At 72.0% G+C, this 16,404-nt stretch carries 14 protein-coding genes; 5 read left to right on the forward strand and 9 right to left on the reverse strand.

Going from position 1 to position 16,404, the window contains the following annotated elements; all coding sequences use genetic code 11:
* Positions 1-35: 35 nt before the first annotated feature.
* From ACWEVN_RS27050 to ACWEVN_RS27090, 9 genes are all read right to left on the reverse strand, one after another.
* Positions 36-1,304 carry a ThuA domain-containing protein gene (locus tag ACWEVN_RS27050; protein WP_452053160.1) on the reverse strand — a complete coding sequence of 423 codons (1,269 nt, stop codon included), beginning with the start codon at positions 1,302-1,304 and terminating at the stop codon, positions 36-38.
* Between the two features lie 29 nt (positions 1,305-1,333).
* The gene (locus ACWEVN_RS27055) at positions 1,334-3,160 is read right to left on the reverse strand and encodes a glycoside hydrolase family 3 protein (RefSeq protein ID WP_452053161.1); all 1,827 of its coding nucleotides are present in this window, start codon (positions 3,158-3,160) and stop codon (positions 1,334-1,336) included.
* Between the two features lie 121 nt (positions 3,161-3,281).
* The gene (locus ACWEVN_RS27060) at positions 3,282-4,040 is read right to left on the reverse strand and encodes a tyrosine-protein phosphatase (protein ID WP_452053162.1); all 759 of its coding nucleotides are present in this window, start codon (positions 4,038-4,040) and stop codon (positions 3,282-3,284) included.
* A 55-nt stretch (positions 4,041-4,095) separates the two neighbouring features.
* Entirely contained in the window at positions 4,096-4,599 is a 504-nt protein-coding gene (locus ACWEVN_RS27065; protein ID WP_452053163.1) for a YbaB/EbfC family nucleoid-associated protein, read from the reverse strand.
* Positions 4,596-4,979, reverse strand: coding sequence for a YbaB/EbfC family DNA-binding protein (locus ACWEVN_RS27070; protein ID WP_452053164.1), 384 nt, complete (start codon positions 4,977-4,979; stop codon positions 4,596-4,598). The genes ACWEVN_RS27065 and ACWEVN_RS27070 overlap by 4 nt, the downstream gene beginning before the upstream one ends.
* A gap of 5 nt (positions 4,980-4,984) precedes the next feature.
* On the reverse strand, positions 4,985-6,097 hold the full coding sequence (locus ACWEVN_RS27075; RefSeq protein WP_449686211.1) for an NlpC/P60 family protein: 1,113 nt from the start codon (positions 6,095-6,097) through the stop codon (positions 4,985-4,987).
* On the reverse strand, positions 6,094-6,417 hold the full coding sequence (locus ACWEVN_RS27080) for a hypothetical protein (RefSeq protein WP_449686210.1): 324 nt from the start codon (positions 6,415-6,417) through the stop codon (positions 6,094-6,096). The genes ACWEVN_RS27075 and ACWEVN_RS27080 overlap by 4 nt, the downstream gene beginning before the upstream one ends.
* 109 nt (positions 6,418-6,526) lie before the next feature.
* Entirely contained in the window at positions 6,527-7,273 is a 747-nt protein-coding gene (locus tag ACWEVN_RS27085; protein ID WP_452053176.1) for a DsbA family protein, read from the reverse strand.
* Between the two features lie 66 nt (positions 7,274-7,339).
* Complete coding sequence (locus ACWEVN_RS27090; RefSeq protein WP_452053177.1) at positions 7,340-7,846, reverse strand: MauE/DoxX family redox-associated membrane protein; 507 nt, start codon at positions 7,844-7,846, stop codon at positions 7,340-7,342.
* Positions 7,847-7,922: 76 nt separating this feature from the next.
* Between ACWEVN_RS27090 and ACWEVN_RS27095 the strand changes: the two genes are divergently transcribed.
* The 5 genes from ACWEVN_RS27095 (at position 7,923) to ACWEVN_RS27115 (ending at position 16,332) form a co-directional block, all read left to right on the forward strand.
* Entirely contained in the window at positions 7,923-8,753 is an 831-nt protein-coding gene (locus tag ACWEVN_RS27095; protein WP_452053165.1) for a glutamate ABC transporter substrate-binding protein, read from the forward strand.
* Positions 8,750-11,284 (forward strand): ATP-dependent helicase HrpB, encoded by a 2,535-nt coding sequence (gene hrpB / locus ACWEVN_RS27100; RefSeq protein ID WP_452053166.1) that lies wholly within the window; start codon positions 8,750-8,752, stop codon positions 11,282-11,284. The genes ACWEVN_RS27095 and hrpB overlap by 4 nt, the downstream gene beginning before the upstream one ends.
* Before the next feature lie 70 nt (positions 11,285-11,354).
* Positions 11,355-12,269 carry an ATP-binding cassette domain-containing protein gene (locus tag ACWEVN_RS27105; protein WP_452053167.1) on the forward strand — a complete coding sequence of 305 codons (915 nt, stop codon included), beginning with the start codon at positions 11,355-11,357 and terminating at the stop codon, positions 12,267-12,269.
* A complete protein-coding gene (locus ACWEVN_RS27110) occupies positions 12,266-13,051 on the forward strand; it encodes an ABC transporter permease (RefSeq protein WP_452053168.1) in 786 nt (261 codons plus the stop codon). The genes ACWEVN_RS27105 and ACWEVN_RS27110 overlap by 4 nt, the downstream gene beginning before the upstream one ends.
* Positions 13,052-13,365: 314 nt before the next feature.
* Positions 13,366-16,332 (forward strand): tetratricopeptide repeat protein, encoded by a 2,967-nt coding sequence (locus ACWEVN_RS27115; RefSeq protein ID WP_452053169.1) that lies wholly within the window; start codon positions 13,366-13,368, stop codon positions 16,330-16,332.
* Positions 16,333-16,404: the final 72 nt, after the last annotated feature.

Here is a 16,404-nt window from a genome sequence, read left to right on the forward strand (position 1 = left end):
GGCGGGTTCTAACCCGCCTAAACACTCACGACCCGCTAGGCGACCTTGAACGACTGAGCGGCGCTGCCGCTGCAGGCCGCCTGGACCAGCTGGACACTGTCCGCGGTGGACGAGCCCGGCACGGTCAGGCACTTGCCGCTGTGGCGGGCGACGAAGTGGTAGTACCCGCTCCCCTCGGCCACCGGCTGCCACTGCTGGTTGTTGCCGCCGCTGTAGGACCACAGCTGCAGGCCCGCGTTGTCCGCCGTCGACACGTCCGTCACGTCGATGACCTGGGCGGCGTTCGTCCGGTTGTTGATCCGGTCGAAACCGCCGCTCGTCGGGGCGAACTGGTACTGCTGGGCCGTCGTTCCGTTGCACGTGTACTGCTGGATCACCGTGCCGTTCGCACTCGCGGCCGCGCGGGCGTCGATGCACTTGCCCGACGCCTTGTTCGTCACCGCGTACCAGGCCGCCGGGTCGATCGTGCCCGGGTCGGTCGGGCCGGTCGAGCCGCCGCCGAGCCACTTCAGGCCGTCCAGCACGAACCGGTTCTGGTCCGCGCTCTCGAACGTCGAGGACAGCGCCGTGTTCGTCTCGTAGTTCATCGCATTGTGGCCGAAGTTGGCGTACAGCATCTTGTAGTTCTTGTTCGTCCACGCGATCGGGTAGTAGCCGCTGTACCAGGTCTGGTTCGGGTCGGTGCCGATCGGGAACGTGGACTGGTCCATCGACGCCAGGATGGTGATGTTGCCGTTCTGCCGCAGGTCGTTCTGCCAGGCGTACCACTCCGACGTCGACGACCGGATCGTCGCCGGCAGGTTCGCCGTCGACGGGTGCGTGCGGTTTTCGATCTTCAACGTCTCCGGCGTCGGGCCCCACGTGTTCGACGTGAACCGGCCGGTGCCGAGGAAGTCGTTGTGGAACCAGTTCGCGTACGACGGCGTCGAGCTGTCGTTGTAGGCGGTGACGTGGAAGCCGAAGAACCCGCCGCCGTTCTGCATGTACTTCTGGAAGCCCTGGAACTGGGCCGCCGACTGCGGCTGGTCGTCGAGGAACAGCACGACGTCGGCGGTGGACTTGGTGAGGCTCGTGAGCCGGTTCCAGTCGGTCGTCGCGGTGTAGGTGAACCCGTTCGCCGCCGCCTGCTGCGGGAACCAGACGTTGGCTTCCTTCTCGAAGCTGATGTGCGCAGCGTCGTAGCTGCCGCTGTAGAAGGCCAGCACCTTGAACGGTGTCGCGGCGTGCACCGCCGGAGCGCCGAGCGAAAGTCCTAAGCAGGCGGCGAAAAAGGCGAGAATTCTGAGCAGGGGACGGCGGGGCATGCGGGAACCTTTCCGGTGGGGGACGGGGATCACCAGTGGCGCGAGTAGTGCAGGCCGAAGCCGAACGGGAACAGCGCGGGCTTGCCGTCGCCGGCGTTGATCGGCTGCTGGTCGGCGCTGCGCATCCAGGTCACCGGCAGCTTGCCGGTCGGGTTGTAGTCGCCGAAGAGGACGTCGGCGACGCCCTGGCCCTCGCTGCCGGGCAGCCAGGATTGGACGAGCCCGGCCCAGTCCGGCAGCTGCGCGGCGATGTCGAGCGGCCGCCCGGACACCAGCACGACCACCGTCGGCACGCCGGAGTCCTTCAGCTTCTGCAGCGTGGCGAGGTCGGTCACGTCCAGTCCCATCCCCTGCGGCCGGTCGCCCTTGCCTTCGGCGTACGGCGTCTCCCCCACGACCGCGACGGCGACGTCGTAGCTGCCGTCGATCCCCGTGCCGTCCTTGGCGAAGGTGACGTCCGGCGACTTCTGCCGCACGCCCTGCAGGATGGTGGTGCCCGGGATGACGGGCCCGCTGGTGCCCTGCCAGCCGACCGTCCAGCCGCCGGACTGGTTGCCGAGGTCGTCGGCGCTCTTGCCGGCCACGAAGATCTTGCTGCGCCGCGAAAGCGGCAGGACGTGGTGCTCGTTCTTCAGCAGCACCTGCGATTCCCGCACGGCCTGGCGCGCGAGGTCCCGGTGCGGCTTGCTGCCGATGGTGGCCAGGAACCGCCGGTCGGTCAGCGGGTGCTCGAACAGGCCGAGCTCGAACTTCTTGGTGAGGATGCGCCGGTTGGCGTCGTCGATCCGCGCCATCGGCACGCGGCCCTGCTCGACCAGCGACCGCAGCGTGTCGATGAACTTCTGCCACTCGAAGGGCACCATGACCATGTCGATGCCGGCGTTGATCGAGGCCTCGACCTCTTCGGGCGTGAACCCGGACTTGCCGTCGATCTTGTCGACGCCGTTGTAGTCGGAGACGACGATCCCGGTGAAGCCGAGTTCCTTCTTGAGGACGTCGTTGATCAGGTACGAGCCGGCGTGCATCTTGACGCCGTTCCAGCTGCTGTAGGAGATCATCACCGAGCCGACCCCGCGCCGGATCGCGGCCTTGAACGGCGGCAGGTGGATCGCGCGCAGTTCCTGCTCACCGAGCTCGGTGTTGCCTTCGTTGACTCCGCCGACGGTGCCGCCGTCACCGACGTAGTGCTTGGCGGTGGCGAGGACCGAGCCGGGCCGGTCCAGCCGGTTCCCCTGCAGCCCGGTGATGATCGACGTCATTTCGGTGGCGAGTTGCGGAACCTCGCCGAAGGATTCGTAGGTCCGGCCCCACCGGTCGTTGCGGGCGACGCACAGGCAGGGCGCGAAGTCCCAGTCGATCCCGGTGCCGGACACCTCTTCGGCGGTGGCGCGCCCGATCTTCTCGACGAGCCGCGGATCGCGCGTCGCCCCGAGGCCGATGTTGTGCGGGAAGACGGTGGCGCCGTAGAGGCCGTTGTGGCCGTGGACGGCGTCGACGCCGTAGATGAGCGGAATGCCGAGCGGCGTGGCGAGCGCGGCCTTCTGGAAGCCGTCGTACATGTCGGCCCAGGTGACGGGCGTGTTCGGCGTCGGCTGCGAACTGCCCCCGGAGAGCAGCGACCCGAGCCGCCCGGTGGTGACGTCGGCCGGGCTTTTGACGCCGAGCCGTTCGGCCTGCATCATCTGGCCGAGCTTGTCGTCGAGGGACATCCGCGAGAGCAGATCGGCCACCCGGACCTTGACCGGGCGCCAGGAATCCTTGTAGGCGGGGCCGTTTCCGGCGAGCGCGGGCGTTTCCGAGGTGAGCAGCAAGCCCACGGCCAGCGCGCCGATGCCCAGCCTGCGTCCGAGGCGCATCCGGGTCCTCCTCGTCGAGAGACCAAAATTCACGCCTTGGATTAAGACACAGCAGTACGCAGCTGGTCCAGACCTCTCAGCGAACTCGGTTTCCGCTCACCGGGACCGCCGGCCGAAAGCGCTACCCGGCCAACCGGGCGCGAACCGCGCGGAGTTCACTCCCGGTGACACCGGCGCCGAGCAGGTAGCGCTCGACGTCGAACCCATCCAGGGTCGCCAGCACGGCCCCTTCGAGCGTGGTCCCGTGCTTCGCCAGGGCGGCCCGGATGAACGGCCCCTGGTCGTCGGCACCCATCGCGGCGACCAGCGCCGCCGTGGCTTCGGCCGACAGGGCGTAGTCGGCGGCGATCGCCCGCGGTTCGACGTCGGCCAGTGCGAGCAGCACCAGGGTGACCAGGCCCGTCCGGTCGCGCCCCATGCCGCAGTGGAACAGCACCCCGCCGGGATCGGCGTGGGCCATCGCCTTGACGACCGCGGCGCAGCGGCCGGCCTTCTCCCGGAGGAAAACCGGGTAGTAGAGCGGGGAACCGTTGAGCCCGGCGCCGTTGATGTGCTGCCAGAGGGCGAGGTCGTCGACGTCGTCAATCGGGACTTCGAGCCGCGCGATCCCGGCCGGGGTGACCGGCCCCGCGGTGTCCGGGGTGAACTGCGCCGAACCCGCCAGCGCGGTCCGGGCGTCCGCCGCGGGCCGGATCTCGTCTGCGTTCCGGAGGTCGACGACGGTGCGGACCCCCGCGGCCCGCGCCTGCGCCCACCCCTCGCCGGTGACGAACCGCAGGTCCGCCGCCCGGAAGAAGGCCCCGAACCGGGTCGTCCGCCCGGACGTCGTCGGCAGCCCACCCAGATCCCGCGTGTTGTGGAAACCCGGCCAGGCAACCACCCGGCGAGCGCTCAAAGTGTCGGCCCCCTCCGGTAGCGTGGAAAACGGGGGCTGCTCACCGATCCGAGCGCAGCGAAGCCGGGTCGAAGCTCTCCCAGTAGGCGTCCTCGTCTTCGACACTCGAAGCGGGAGAAGCGGGAGCGGCAGAAGCAGGCGCGGACCCCAGTCGCTCCTCCCGCAGCCGCTGGAACTCCTCGACCGTCATCCCCGGGTCGTCGTCCGCCGCCCGGGCCGGCGCCGGCATCCCCGTCATCTGCTCGATCATGGCCGTCATGTCCTCGCCCACCAGCAGGGCGACCTTGTTGTACCCGTCTTGCGTGGCCTCGCGCATGGCCGCCTGGGCGATCTCCACCACCAGTGGGCCCAGGCCCTCGCCCAGCTCCACCGCCGACGGCGCGAGCCACAGCCGCAGCAGCTTCCCCCGCGAATCCACCGTCACCTCGACCTGCCCGTCGCGGTCGTGCGCCGTGCCGGAAGCCGAGGCCAGGAGCTCCTCGACCCGGGACATCGCCTCTTCGCGCGCCCGGGCCTGGGCGATCAGCTGCCGGGTCGTGATCACCGCTGTCCCTCTCCGTACGAGTACGTCTCGGCGTCCGGGTCGTCGTCCGGGATCGGCTGGTAGCCCAGGGTTTCCAGCTGGTCCGCGGGAACGGCCGAGGCCAGCGCGTGGTACATCCGGTCGCCCGCCCGCCGGGTCGCGCGCTGGGCCAGCTCGAAGATCCGGTCGGCCAGCACCGCGGACCCCTGCCGCAGCTCGGACCGGTGGATCGACAGGCCGGTGAGCAGCCCGCCCGGCGCCACCTGGACCTCGATGCCGCCGGACGCGGCCTTGCCCACCACCGGGCCCGAGCGCTCGAGCCGCGCGGACACCTCGGCGCCCGCCCGGGACGCCTGCTCGGCGATCCGCGCGGACGCCAGTTCGACGTCGAAGTCAGCCAAAGCCATCACCCCGTGGGCCGGTAGAAACCGATGAACGACTGTCCCGCGTTCGTGGTGCGGATCTTGCTGATCTGCACCGGGTCGCCCGCCTCGATCATCTGGCCGTCGCCGATCACCATCGCCACGTGACCGGACCAGACGACGAGGTCGCCGGGCAGCAGCTGGTCGATCGAGGGCACCTCGGCGCCGACCGTCTGCTGCGCCGCCGTCCGCGGCAGCTGCAGGCCGGCGTCCTGGTACGACGTCATGGTCAGCCCGCTGCAGTCGAGGCCGACACCTCGGGCGGTGCCGCCCCAGACGTACGGCACGCCGAGCTGCGCGAGCGCGTTGCGCACCGCCTTGGCCGCGGTTTCGTTCGGCGCCATCACCTGCTTGCCGCCGGGCAGGTTGATCGCGACGCCGCTGCCGGGCTGCGGCGGGATCGCGACCGGCAGCCGCGGCTTGTGGACGGCGCCGCCGCCCCCACCGCCACCGCCGCCCCCGCCGTCCGATCCGCCGGAGTACCCGCTGTTGCTGTTGAACGACGACCCGACCTTGGTCGAGGCCGCCGACGAGGACGACGTCGACTGCTCTTCGCCGCCGAGGCGGGTGCCGATCGCGGTCAGGTCGTTGATCGTCTGCTCGCTGAACGTCGCCGCCTGGCCGGTGAGCTGGCTGATCTTCGTCTGCAGCTTCATCAGGATGTCGCGCGAAGCGGCGCCGCGGCTCTCCGGCGGCTGGATGGTCTTGACCGCTTCCAGCGCCTTCATCGACGCCGCGATCTCCTTGATGATCTGGTCGCGGACCTGGTCGTTCTTGATCTCGCCGACGTGCAGCGTCTCGGCCGCCTCGGCGACGGCCTTCTCGATCTCGGCACTCTCGTCGAGGAGGTCCTGGACCTCCTTCTCCAGGCTCTGCGACGTCGCCGTGGCGCGGTCGGTCGTCGAGCCGGAGGTGGCCGAGGCCAGGTTGACGCGCTGCTCCGAGGCGACGTCGCGGGAGCGGCCCACCGACGTCTGCAAGGCGTGGTGGGCGTCCCGTGCGCCGCCGATGGCCGCCGGGTCGTGGCGCAGTTTCTGCGCGAACTGGTTCGTCGTGTCCAGGTGGTGCCGGACGAGCTGGTCGGTGTGCTCGGTCATGAATCGCCGCCGAGCCGCCGGAGGACGTCGCCGTGTTCGCCTTCGACCGCCGCGTAGTTGCGATCGGTCTGCCGCGCGGCCTCGCCGACCTGCCCCCAGCCGCCGCCGACGCGGCGCAGCTTCTCCTGCAGCGCGCGCATCCGGCCGCTGTAGGCGCCGGAGAAGCCGGACTCGCCGCCCATCTCCGAAAAGCCGTGGCCGCCGAGCGTCACGTGCGGGCCGACGTGCTTGTCGGCCGCGCCTTTGACGTCTTCCCCGAGCGGGTCGACTTCGCGCGCGTACCGCGTGTACGCGCCCTCATCGACGTGAAAACCGTCCACTGACCCCTCCTGTCACCGGGGGTGCGACGCGCACGCGGCACCCCCGGTTCCCCTGGTGCGGAATCAGCCTAGTCGAGAGTCCGTACCCGGGTGGGCGAATTGCCCGGAGTCAGCCGGTGACCTTGGCGAGCCAGCCCGGGTCCTGCCAGGACACGATCGAGCCGTTCGCGGTGACCGTCGGCGTGCCGAACCCGGTCTGCCCGCCGCCGAAGTCCTGCGCCAGCTTCGGGTCGTTCTCGATCTGCTGGAACGCGGTGTTCAGCTGCTGGTCGTAGGTGCCGGCGTTCACCGTCTGGGCGAATGCGGCGTCGGTGATGCCGACGTTCTTGCCGAGTTCGATCAGCTGCGCCTTGTCGTAGCCGCGCTTGCCCTCTTCGGGCTGGTTGGCGAACAGCGCGTCGTGGAACTGGAGGAACTTGCCGGCGTCGGCCGCGGCCAGCGCCGCGTTCGCCGAGTCGAGCGAGTAGCCCGGCGGGCTGGAGCGCTCGTTGAGCAGCGGGACCATGTGGTAGCGCACCTGCAGCTTGCCGTCGTTGATCGCCTGCTCGATGCCGCTCTTGTACTGCTTCTCGAACTCACCGCAGATCGGGCAGAGGAAGTCGGCGTAGACGTCGATCGAGGCCTTGGCGCCCGGCTTGCCCACGGTGACGACCACGCCGTCGCGCTTCTGCGTGACGTCGCCCGCCAGCGAGTTCGTCGTCTTGCCCGCGTCGATGATCTGGCCCTCGGTCCGGTTCCGGTCCGCGATCGTCCAGATCACGCCGCCGATCACCAGCGCGGCCACCACGACCACGGCCCCGATCCCGATGATCCACTTCCGCCGGTCCCCGGACGTTCCCCTGGCCTGCGCGACCACGTTCGAACCGGCCTGCGCCGCCTGACGGCGTTTCCGCGCGGTCCGTTCAGCTCCACCCACTGTGTATCAGTTCCCTTCCGCGATACCCGAGTAGTCGTGCCCGGGCTCGCCCGAGTTCCCGCGACCTCGCGCCAGCCACCCGTCGAGCGACAGCCACGTGCGCGGCCGCACCACCAGCCAGCCGGCCAGCAGCGCGAACCCCGTGTCGCGGAGGATCTCCTGCGGGTACTCGGTCTGCCCCGCCGCCACCTGCCCGCCGCCGCCGAAGCACCCGCAGTCGATGCTCAGCCCGCGCGCCCACGACTGGGCGATGCCGGCGATGAGCACCACGAGCAGCACCAGCGCGGCCGCGGCGGCCCACCGGGTCGCCAGGCCCGCGAGCAGCAGCAGCCCGAGCACGAGTTCCACGAGCGGCAGCGCGATGGCCACCACGTTTTCGAGTGCGTCCGGCAGCACCTCGTACGCCTGCACGGCGATCAGCGTCTGGCCGGGATCCGCCAGCTTGAGCGCACCGGAAACGAGCCAGACGGCCGCCAGCCCGAGCCGGGCGAGCGTGCCGGCGGTGTTCAGCACGGGTTGGGACGGTCGCACCACGCACTTAGGCTAACGGGGGGACCTGAGAACAACGTGAGGCGGAGGGAGCGGCCGGATGCGATGGCGCACGCTCCTCGGCTCGGCGTTGCTGCTGGTCACGGCGTCGGCGTGCGGTCCGGCGAAGGTGTCGCCCACGGACTCGCTCGTCACCCGGGCGAGTGCCACGGATCACCTGACCATCGGCATCCGGTTCGACGCGCCGGGGCTTTCGGAGCACACCATCGACGGCCGGTTCGTCGGGTTCGACGTCGATGTCGCGACTTTCGTCGCGAGTGAGCTCGGTGTCCCCGCGAAGGACATCACGTGGCGCGAGACGACGTCGGCGACGCGGGAGACGGACCTCACCTCCGGCGCCGTCGACCTGGTCGTGGCGAGCTACTCGATCACCGACAAGCGCAAGCAGGTCGTGTCGTTCGCCGGCCCGTACTTCACCACGGGCCAGGACCTGCTGGTGCGCCGGACGTCGGCCGACATCGCCGGGCCCGAGGCGCTCAACGGCCGCCGGCTGTGCTCGGTGACCGGGTCGACGCCGGCGCAGCAGGTGAAGGACAAGTACGCGCAGGCCGTCCAGCTGGTCGAGTACCCGCGGTACTCCGACTGCGTGACCGCGCTGCTCGCCGGGCAGATCGACGCGGTGACCACGGACGCGGTGATCCTGGCCGGGTACGTCGCCCGCGACCCGGAGCTGCTGAAGATCGTCGGGAAGCCGTTCTCGAAGGAGAACTACGGCATCGGCCTGCGCAAGGACGACACCCAGGGGGTGGCCGCGGTCGACGACGCGATCCGGAAGATGATCTCCTCGGGCGAATGGCTGCGCTCGCTCAACGCGAACATCGGCCCGTCCGGCTACCAGCTGCCCCCGCCCCCTGAGGTCACGTCGAAGTGAAGCTGCCCGACCTGCCGGTCCGGTCCGTGCTGCCCGACGTCGTCGCCGCGCTGGACGCCCGTGGTGCCGCGGTGCTCGTGGCGCCGCCCGGCACGGGCAAGACGACGCTGGTCCCGCTCGCCTTGTCCGCAGCGAGCGAGGGCCGGGTCGTGGTGGCCGAGCCGCGCCGGCTGGCGGCCCGCGCGGCGGCGGCGCGGATGGCGGCGCTGCTGGGTGAGCCGGTCGGCGAGACGGTGGGTTACGCGGTGCGCGGCGACCGGAAGGTGTCGGCGCGGACCCGGATCGAGGTCGTGACGTCGGGGCTGCTGGTCCGGCGCGTGCAGGGTGACCCGGAGCTGCCCGGGGTGTCGACGGTCCTGCTCGACGAGTGCCACGAACGGCACCTGGACGCGGACCTGCTGCTGGCCCTGCTCCTGGACGTCCGCGCGGGGCTGCGGGAGGACCTGCGCCTGCTGGCGACGTCGGCGACGGTCGCCTCCGGGCGGCTGGCCGCGTTGCTCGGCGACGCCCCGGTGGTCGAGGCCACGGCCCGGACGTACCCGGTGGAGTTCTCCTACGTCCCGCCGGCCCGCGGTGAGCGGATCGAGGCCTGCGTCGCCCGCGCTGTCCGGACGGCGTTGTCCTCGGGCGAGGGCGATGTGCTCGCCTTCCTGCCCGGAGCCGGGGAAATCGCCCGCACGAAAGGGTTGCTGCCGCTGTCCGGTGTGGACGTTCTCCCCCTGCACGGCCGGTTGTCGGCCGCGCACCAGGACGACGCACTGCGGCCGCGCGACCGGCGGCGGGTGGTGCTGGCGACGGCGGTGGCGGAGTCGAGCCTGACGGTCCCGGGCGTGCGCGCGGTGGTGGACTCGGGCTTGGCGCGGGTGCCGCGCGTCGACCACCGGCGCGGGTTGCCTGGGCTGGCGACGGTGCGGGTCTCGGCCGCGGTGGCCGCCCAGCGGTCCGGCCGCGCGGGGCGGGAGGCGCCGGGACGGGCGTACCGCTGCTGGGCCGAGCACGAACAGGCGACGCTGCCGGCGTACCCGGAGCCGGAGATCCGCACGGCCGAACTGGCCCGGCTGGCGCTGGAGCTGGCGTGCTGGTCGACCCCGGACGGCAGCGGGCTCGCCTGGTGGGACCCGCCGGGCGAGGGTGCGCTCGCGGCGGGCCGGGCACTGCTGGTGACGCTGGGCGCGACGGCCGAGGACGGAACGGTGACCCCGCGCGGCCGCCGGATGGCGGAGCTGGGCCTGCACCCGCGGCTGGCCCGGGCGTTGCTGGACGGGGCCGCGGAAGTGGGCGCTCGCCACGCGGCGGAGGTCGTGGCGCTCCTGGACGCGGGCGCGACGCTGACGGACGTGAACGCGGAACTACGCCGCCTGGGCTCGGCGGGCGACGAGGGCTCGCGACGCTGGAAGCGCGAGGTCCAGCGTCTGGAGGGTCTCGTGTCCCGCGACCGGGCCGGCCGTTCCCCGTCGACCGCCAGTTCCGGCCCCAAACACGCGAGTCCCGCCCCCAAACACGCAAGTTCCGGCCCCGATCACGCGAGTTCCGCCCTCGATCACGCGAGTTCCATTCCCGATCACGCGAGTTCCGTTCCCGCGCCCGGTGGCCACCGGCCCGACCCTGCCCTCGTCGTCGCCCTGGCCCATCCTGAGCGGCTCGCCAGACGGCGGCCCGGCGGTGCGCCCGTCTACCTCATGGCCGGCGGCACCGCCGCCGAACTCCCGCCCGGCAGCGGCCTCGACGCCGAGTGGCTGGCGATCGCCGAGGCCACCCGCGATCCCGGCCGCGTCCATGGCACCATCCGGCTCGCCGCGGCCGCCGACGAAACCCTCGCCGTCCGCGCCGGGCGGGTGTCCGAAGTGGACGAAGTGACCTGGGACGGCGATGTCGTCGCCCGGCGCGTCCGCAAGCTCGGTGCCATCGTCCTGTCCGAGAGGCCGCTCAAGGACGCCGACGTCCACGACGCCCTCGTCGCCGGCCTGAAAACCGAAGGGCTCGGCCTCCTCAGGTGGAGCCAGGACGCGACCCGCCTCCGCGAGCGGCTGGCCTTCCTGCACCGCGTCCTCGGCCCGCCGTGGCCACCGGTCGGCGACGCCGCCCTGCTGTCCGATGTGGACAGCTGGCTGGACCTCGGCACGGCCCGCCGGAAAGCCGACCTGGCGAACATCAACGCCGGTACCGCCCTGAAGGCCCTCCTCCCCTGGCCCGAAGCGGCGAAGCTCGACGACCTCGCCCCGGACCGCCTCGAAGTGCCGTCGGGGTCCCACATCCGCGTCGACTACCGCGGTGACCAGCCCGTCCTCGCCGTCAAGCTCCAGGAGACCTTCGGCTGGACCGAAACGCCGGTGATCGCCGGCGTCCCGGTGGTGCTGCACCTGCTCTCCCCCGCCGGCCGCCCGGCCGCGATCACCGCCGACCTCGCGTCGTTCTGGACGTCCGGCTACCCGGCCGTGCGCGCCGACCTGCGCGGCCGCTACCCGAAGCACCCCTGGCCGGAGGACCCGGCCGGCGCCGTCCCGACCCGGCACACCCGCCGCCGCACCTGACGAAAGTCGGGGGCGGCCCGCGACCGTCGTCCGATGCCCGCGCGCCCCCGCGGGCCGCAGACTTCGACGCATGATCACACTCAGGGGACTCACGAAGCGCTACGGGGAGAAGACCGTCGTCGACGCGCTCACCTGCGACGTCCAACCGGGCCAGGTGACCGGTTTCCTCGGCCCCAACGGCGCCGGGAAGTCGACGACCATGCGGATGACGGTCGGGCTCGACCACCCGCAGGCGGGCGAAGCCCTGGTCGGCGGGAAGCGGTACGCGGAACTGCGGCACCCCCTGCGCGAGGTCGGCGCGCTGCTCGACGCCAAGGCCCTGCACCCCGGCCGCAGCGCCGGCAAGCACCTGCTGGCCATGGCCCGCAGCAACGGCATCGCGGCGAGCCGGGTCGAGGAAGTGCTGGCGACGGTCGGGCTGTCCGACGTCGCCGGCAAGCGCGCCGGCCAGTTCTCCCTCGGCATGGGCCAGCGGCTGGGGATCGCGGGCGCGCTGCTCGGCGACCCCGGCGTGCTGCTGTTCGACGAGCCGGTCAACGGCCTCGACCCGGACGGCGTCCGCTGGGTCCGCCAGCTGATGCGCTCCCTGGCGGCCGAGGGGCGGACGGTGTTCGTCTCCAGCCACCTGATGAGCGAGATGCAGCTGACCGCCGACCACCTGGTGGTGATCGGCAAGGGCAAGCTGCTGGCCGACGCCCCGGTGGCGGAGTTCATCGCGGGCAATTCCCGCACGACGGTCTCGGTCCTCGTCCCGGCCGACGCCGAGCGCGCTTCGCTGGACGCGCGGTTGCGCGCCGAAGGCGGGCTGACACACCCGGGCGAGCCGGGCGAACTGGTGGTGGACGGCATCGGCGTCACCCGCGTCGGCGACCTGGTGCACGAGCTCGGGATCCGCGTGCACGGCCTCGCCGAGCGGACGGCGTCGCTCGAGCAGGCGTACATGGAACTGACGGCTTCTTCGGTGGAATACGGGGTTTCGGCATGACGGCGGCGGTGGAAGTGCGAGGAGGCGGCCTGCCGGGCGCGGTGGCGGCGGAGTGGACGAAGTTCTGGTCGGTCCGCGCGACCTGGTGGTGCCTGGTGGGCGGAACGGCGCTGATGTTGTTCTACAGCACGGTGTCGGCCATCGCCCAGCGCATCGGCGACCAGCCCCAGGGCGCCCACACGATCGCCCTGGGCGGTGGTTTCTACCTGGCCCAGTTCGCGGTGATCGCCCTGGCGACGTTGTTCGTCACGAGCGAGTACGCGGGCGGCGGAATCCGTTCGACGCTGCTGTGGACCCCGGTCCGGCCCCGCGTGGCCCTGGCCAAGGCGGCGGTGGCCCTGCCGGTGCTGTTCGCGTACGGAGTGCTGCTGTCGTGCGCGGGCATGGTGCTGGCCCGCGTGGTGATGGACGGCCACGGCCTGCCGACGTCCCTCGAAGAGGGCTTCACCACGGCGACGGGCATGGGCGGGTACTTCGCCCTGCTCGGCTTGCTGTGCACGGGATTGGCGTGGGCGCTGCGCAGCGCGGCGGGGACGCTGGTGTCGGTGGTCGTGCTGCTGGTTCCGCTGCCGCTGATCGTGGCCTCGCTGGGCCTGCCGGAGGCCATGCCGTACTTCCCGGGCATCGCGGGCGTGAACGCGATGGTGGAGGCGGGACAGCCGAACCCGATCACGATGACGGTGGCGCCGTACGCGCCTTGGGTGGGTCTCCTGATCTGCGCGGCGTGGGCGGCCGTGGCGCTGCTGGCGGGTACGGCGGTGTTGCGCCGCCGGGACGCCTGACGTCCGGGGCCGGCCGAGTCTCCTCGGCCGGCCCCGGCCTCGTCAGCCGCCCAGGTGGCGGACGAGCAGGTCGAGCAGGGTGCGGACGATTCCGGAGACGATCCCGGTGAGCACCGTGCGGACCAACGGGCGGGGCTGGTACCGGCGCATGATTTTCCTCCTCGTGGTGGTGACCGGCGTGCTGTCGACCACGATGGGGGACGGCGCCGTTCGGTAGGGTCGATCCCGGTGTGACCCGGACGCGCCGCGCTGCCGAGCTGGTGGGCGGGGTTTCCGGGGTCCGGGATCCGGACGGTTCCGGAACAGGAGGGCCGGTGGACGCAGGGACGAGTCCGCAGGACTGGTTCGCCGGCAAACTGGCCGAGGTGCTCGCCGCGGCCGGAAATCCGTCGCAGAGGCAGCTGCTGGCCTGCGTTCAGGACTACGACAACGCGCTGACCAGGACTTCTCTCTCGGACCTGCTGGCCGGGAAGTTCAAGAAAGCCCCTCCGTGGGGGCGGGTCGCGGCGTACGCGAAGGCTTGCGTCTCCGTCGGGCGCGCCAATGGGGCCGACCTGTCCCTCGAAGCCACGCTCAAGCGGCTTCGCGGCCACCACCACACCTTGACGGAGTTCCTGGAGAACACCCCGCGGCCCCGGACCCCGGACCCGCGGCGGGAGCGGCGGATGTTCGGCGCGGTGCCGGTCCGGGCCGACGCGTTCCGGCACCGGGACGTCGCCGGGCAGCTGGCCGGCGCCGGCTCGACGAGCGTCCTCACCGGGCTGGGCGGCGTGGGCAAGACCCAGGTCGCCGCCGATCACGCCCACACCGCGTGGGACACGGGCGCGGTCGACCTGGTGCTGTGGATTCCGGCGCGCAGCCGCGACGCGATCGTCGCGGCCTACACCGACGTCGCCGCGGATCTGCTCGGCGCGGACCCGGCGGCGCCGGAACGTGCGGTGCGGCGGCTCCTGAGCTGGCTGGCCGAAACCGCCCGCCGGTGGCTGATCGTCCTCGACGACCTCCAGCAGCCCGACCACCTGACCGGTCTGTGGCCGCCGCACTCGGCCTCGGGTCAGGTCCTGACGACCACCCGCCGCCGCGACGCCGCACTGCGCGGGCACCGGCGGCAGATCGTCGAAGTCGGCCTGTACACGCCGTCCGAAGGACTCGGCTACCTGACCGAAAAGCTCCCGGACCGCGCGCGCACCGACAGCGGGAAGGCGGAGCTGACGGCCCTGGCGGACGACCTGGGGCACCTGCCGCTGGCGCTCGCGCAGGCCGCCGCGTACCTGATCAACAAGCCCCTGCTCGAAACGGCCGGCTACCGCGGACGACTGGCCGAACGCCGGACGGCCTTGCGTGACGTGCTCCCGAAGGAGCAGGAGCTCCCGGACGAGCACGAACAGACCGTCGCCGCGACCTGGGCGGTGTCGATCGACGCCGCCGACCGGCTGGAGCCCGCCGGTGTCGCCCGGCCGGTCCTGGAGTTCAGCGCGCTTCTCGATCCCGCCGGCATCCCGCTCGCGGCGTTCACCACCGAGGCGGTCGCGAACCACCTCGCCGACCGCCTCGACCGCGAGGTCACGGCCGGGCAGGTCGAGGCCGGGCTGGAGTTCCTGCACCGGTTCAGCCTGCTGTCCCTGGATCCGGCCGAGCCCCAGCGCGCCGTCCGGGTACACGCGCTCGTCCAGCGCGCCGTTCGTGACTCGCTCGGTGCGGAAACCCTCGACGACTTGGCGTGGGCGGCCGCGGACGCGCTTTCCGACGTTTGGCCCGACATCGAAGACGACCACGAACTGCGCCGAGCCCTGCACGCCAACACCGTCGTCCTCCAGGAGACCGCCGAGCACGCGCTCTGGGATCCGGCCGGGCATCCGCTGAACTTCCGCGCGGTGGAGAGCCTCGGCGAGGCCGGCCTGCTCGAATCGGCCATCGCCGCGGCCACCCGGCTCCACAACCGCGCGCTCCGTTATCTCGGCGCCGACCACTCCGACACCCTCATCGCCCGCGCGAACCTCGCCACGTGGCGCGGCGAAGCGGGAGATGCCACCGGCGCCGTCCAGGTGCTCGAGGAGCTGCTCGCGGATCGGCTGCGGCTCTGCGGCCCGGTCCACCCCGACACCCTGACCACCAGAGCCAACCTCGCCGCCCGGCGCGGAGAAGCCGGCGATCCGGCCGGCGCGGCCGAAGCGCTCGGCGAGTTGCTCGACCTCCAGCTGCGCCTCCTCGGCCCGGACGACGAGACCACCCTCATCACCCGCAACAACCTCGCCTACTGGCGGGGTGAGGCCGGCGACCCGGCCGGTGCGGCCCGGATGCTCGAGGAACTGCTGCCCGACTATCGCCGCGTGCTGGGGCCGGACGACCCGCGAACACTGACCGTCCGCAACAGCCTCGCCCGGTGGCGCGGGGAAGCCGGTGACCCCGCCGGCGCCGTCGAAGCGCTCGAGGAGCTGCTGGCCGATCGCTTGCGGATCCTCGGTCCGGACCATCCCCACACCCTCAGCTCCCGAGCCGAGCTCGCCGGCCGGCGGGGGGCCGCCGGCGATCTTGCCGCCGCGGTCGAAGCGCTCGAGGAGCTGCTGGCCGACCACCTGCGCGTGGTGGGCCCCTCGCATCCCCACACGCTCAGCACCCGGAGCAACCTCGCCTTTTGGCGCGGGGAAAGCGGGGACTTCGCGGCCGCCGCCCAGGCCTACGAGGAGCTCCTCGCCGATCAGCTGCGGCTCCTCGGTCCGGACCACCCCCTCACCCTCGTCACCCGCGGCAACATCGCGTTCTGCCGTGCGCAAGGACGCGACTTCACCGGCGCCGTCGGGGCCCTGGAGGAGCTGCTCGCCGACCAGCTGCGGGTGCTCGGTCCGGACCACCCCCAGATCCTCCTCACCCGCAGCAATCTCGTGGCCATGCGCAGAGACGCCGGTGACACGGCCGACCTTGCCGAAGTGGCCCAGGAGCTCTTGGCCGACCAGCTGCGGGTGCTGGGCCCGGACCACCCTCGCACGTTGATCACCCGGATCAACCTGGCCGATCTGCGGGGCCTGGCGGGCGAACCCGCCGACGCGGTCGAAGAGTTGGAGCAAGTTCTTCGCGACCACCTGCGGGTGCTCGGCCGGGACCACCCGCAGACCCACAGCGTCCGCACCAATCTCGCCGCTTGGCGGGTGCTCTCCGGCGACCCCGACGGGGCCGCGGAGGAGCTCGAAGGACTGCTCGCCGACCAGGTGCGGGTGCTGGGACCGGACCACCCCCGCACCCTCGCCACCCGCACCCAACTGGCCGGACGGGAAGCCGGGTGATCCCCGGCCGTCCGGGGCAGGTCGCGTCGATCGTGCGCAGGTTCCGGTCCGCGGCCTCCTGGTGCACCATCG

This window comes from Amycolatopsis sp. NPDC003861, from assembly GCF_053605405.1.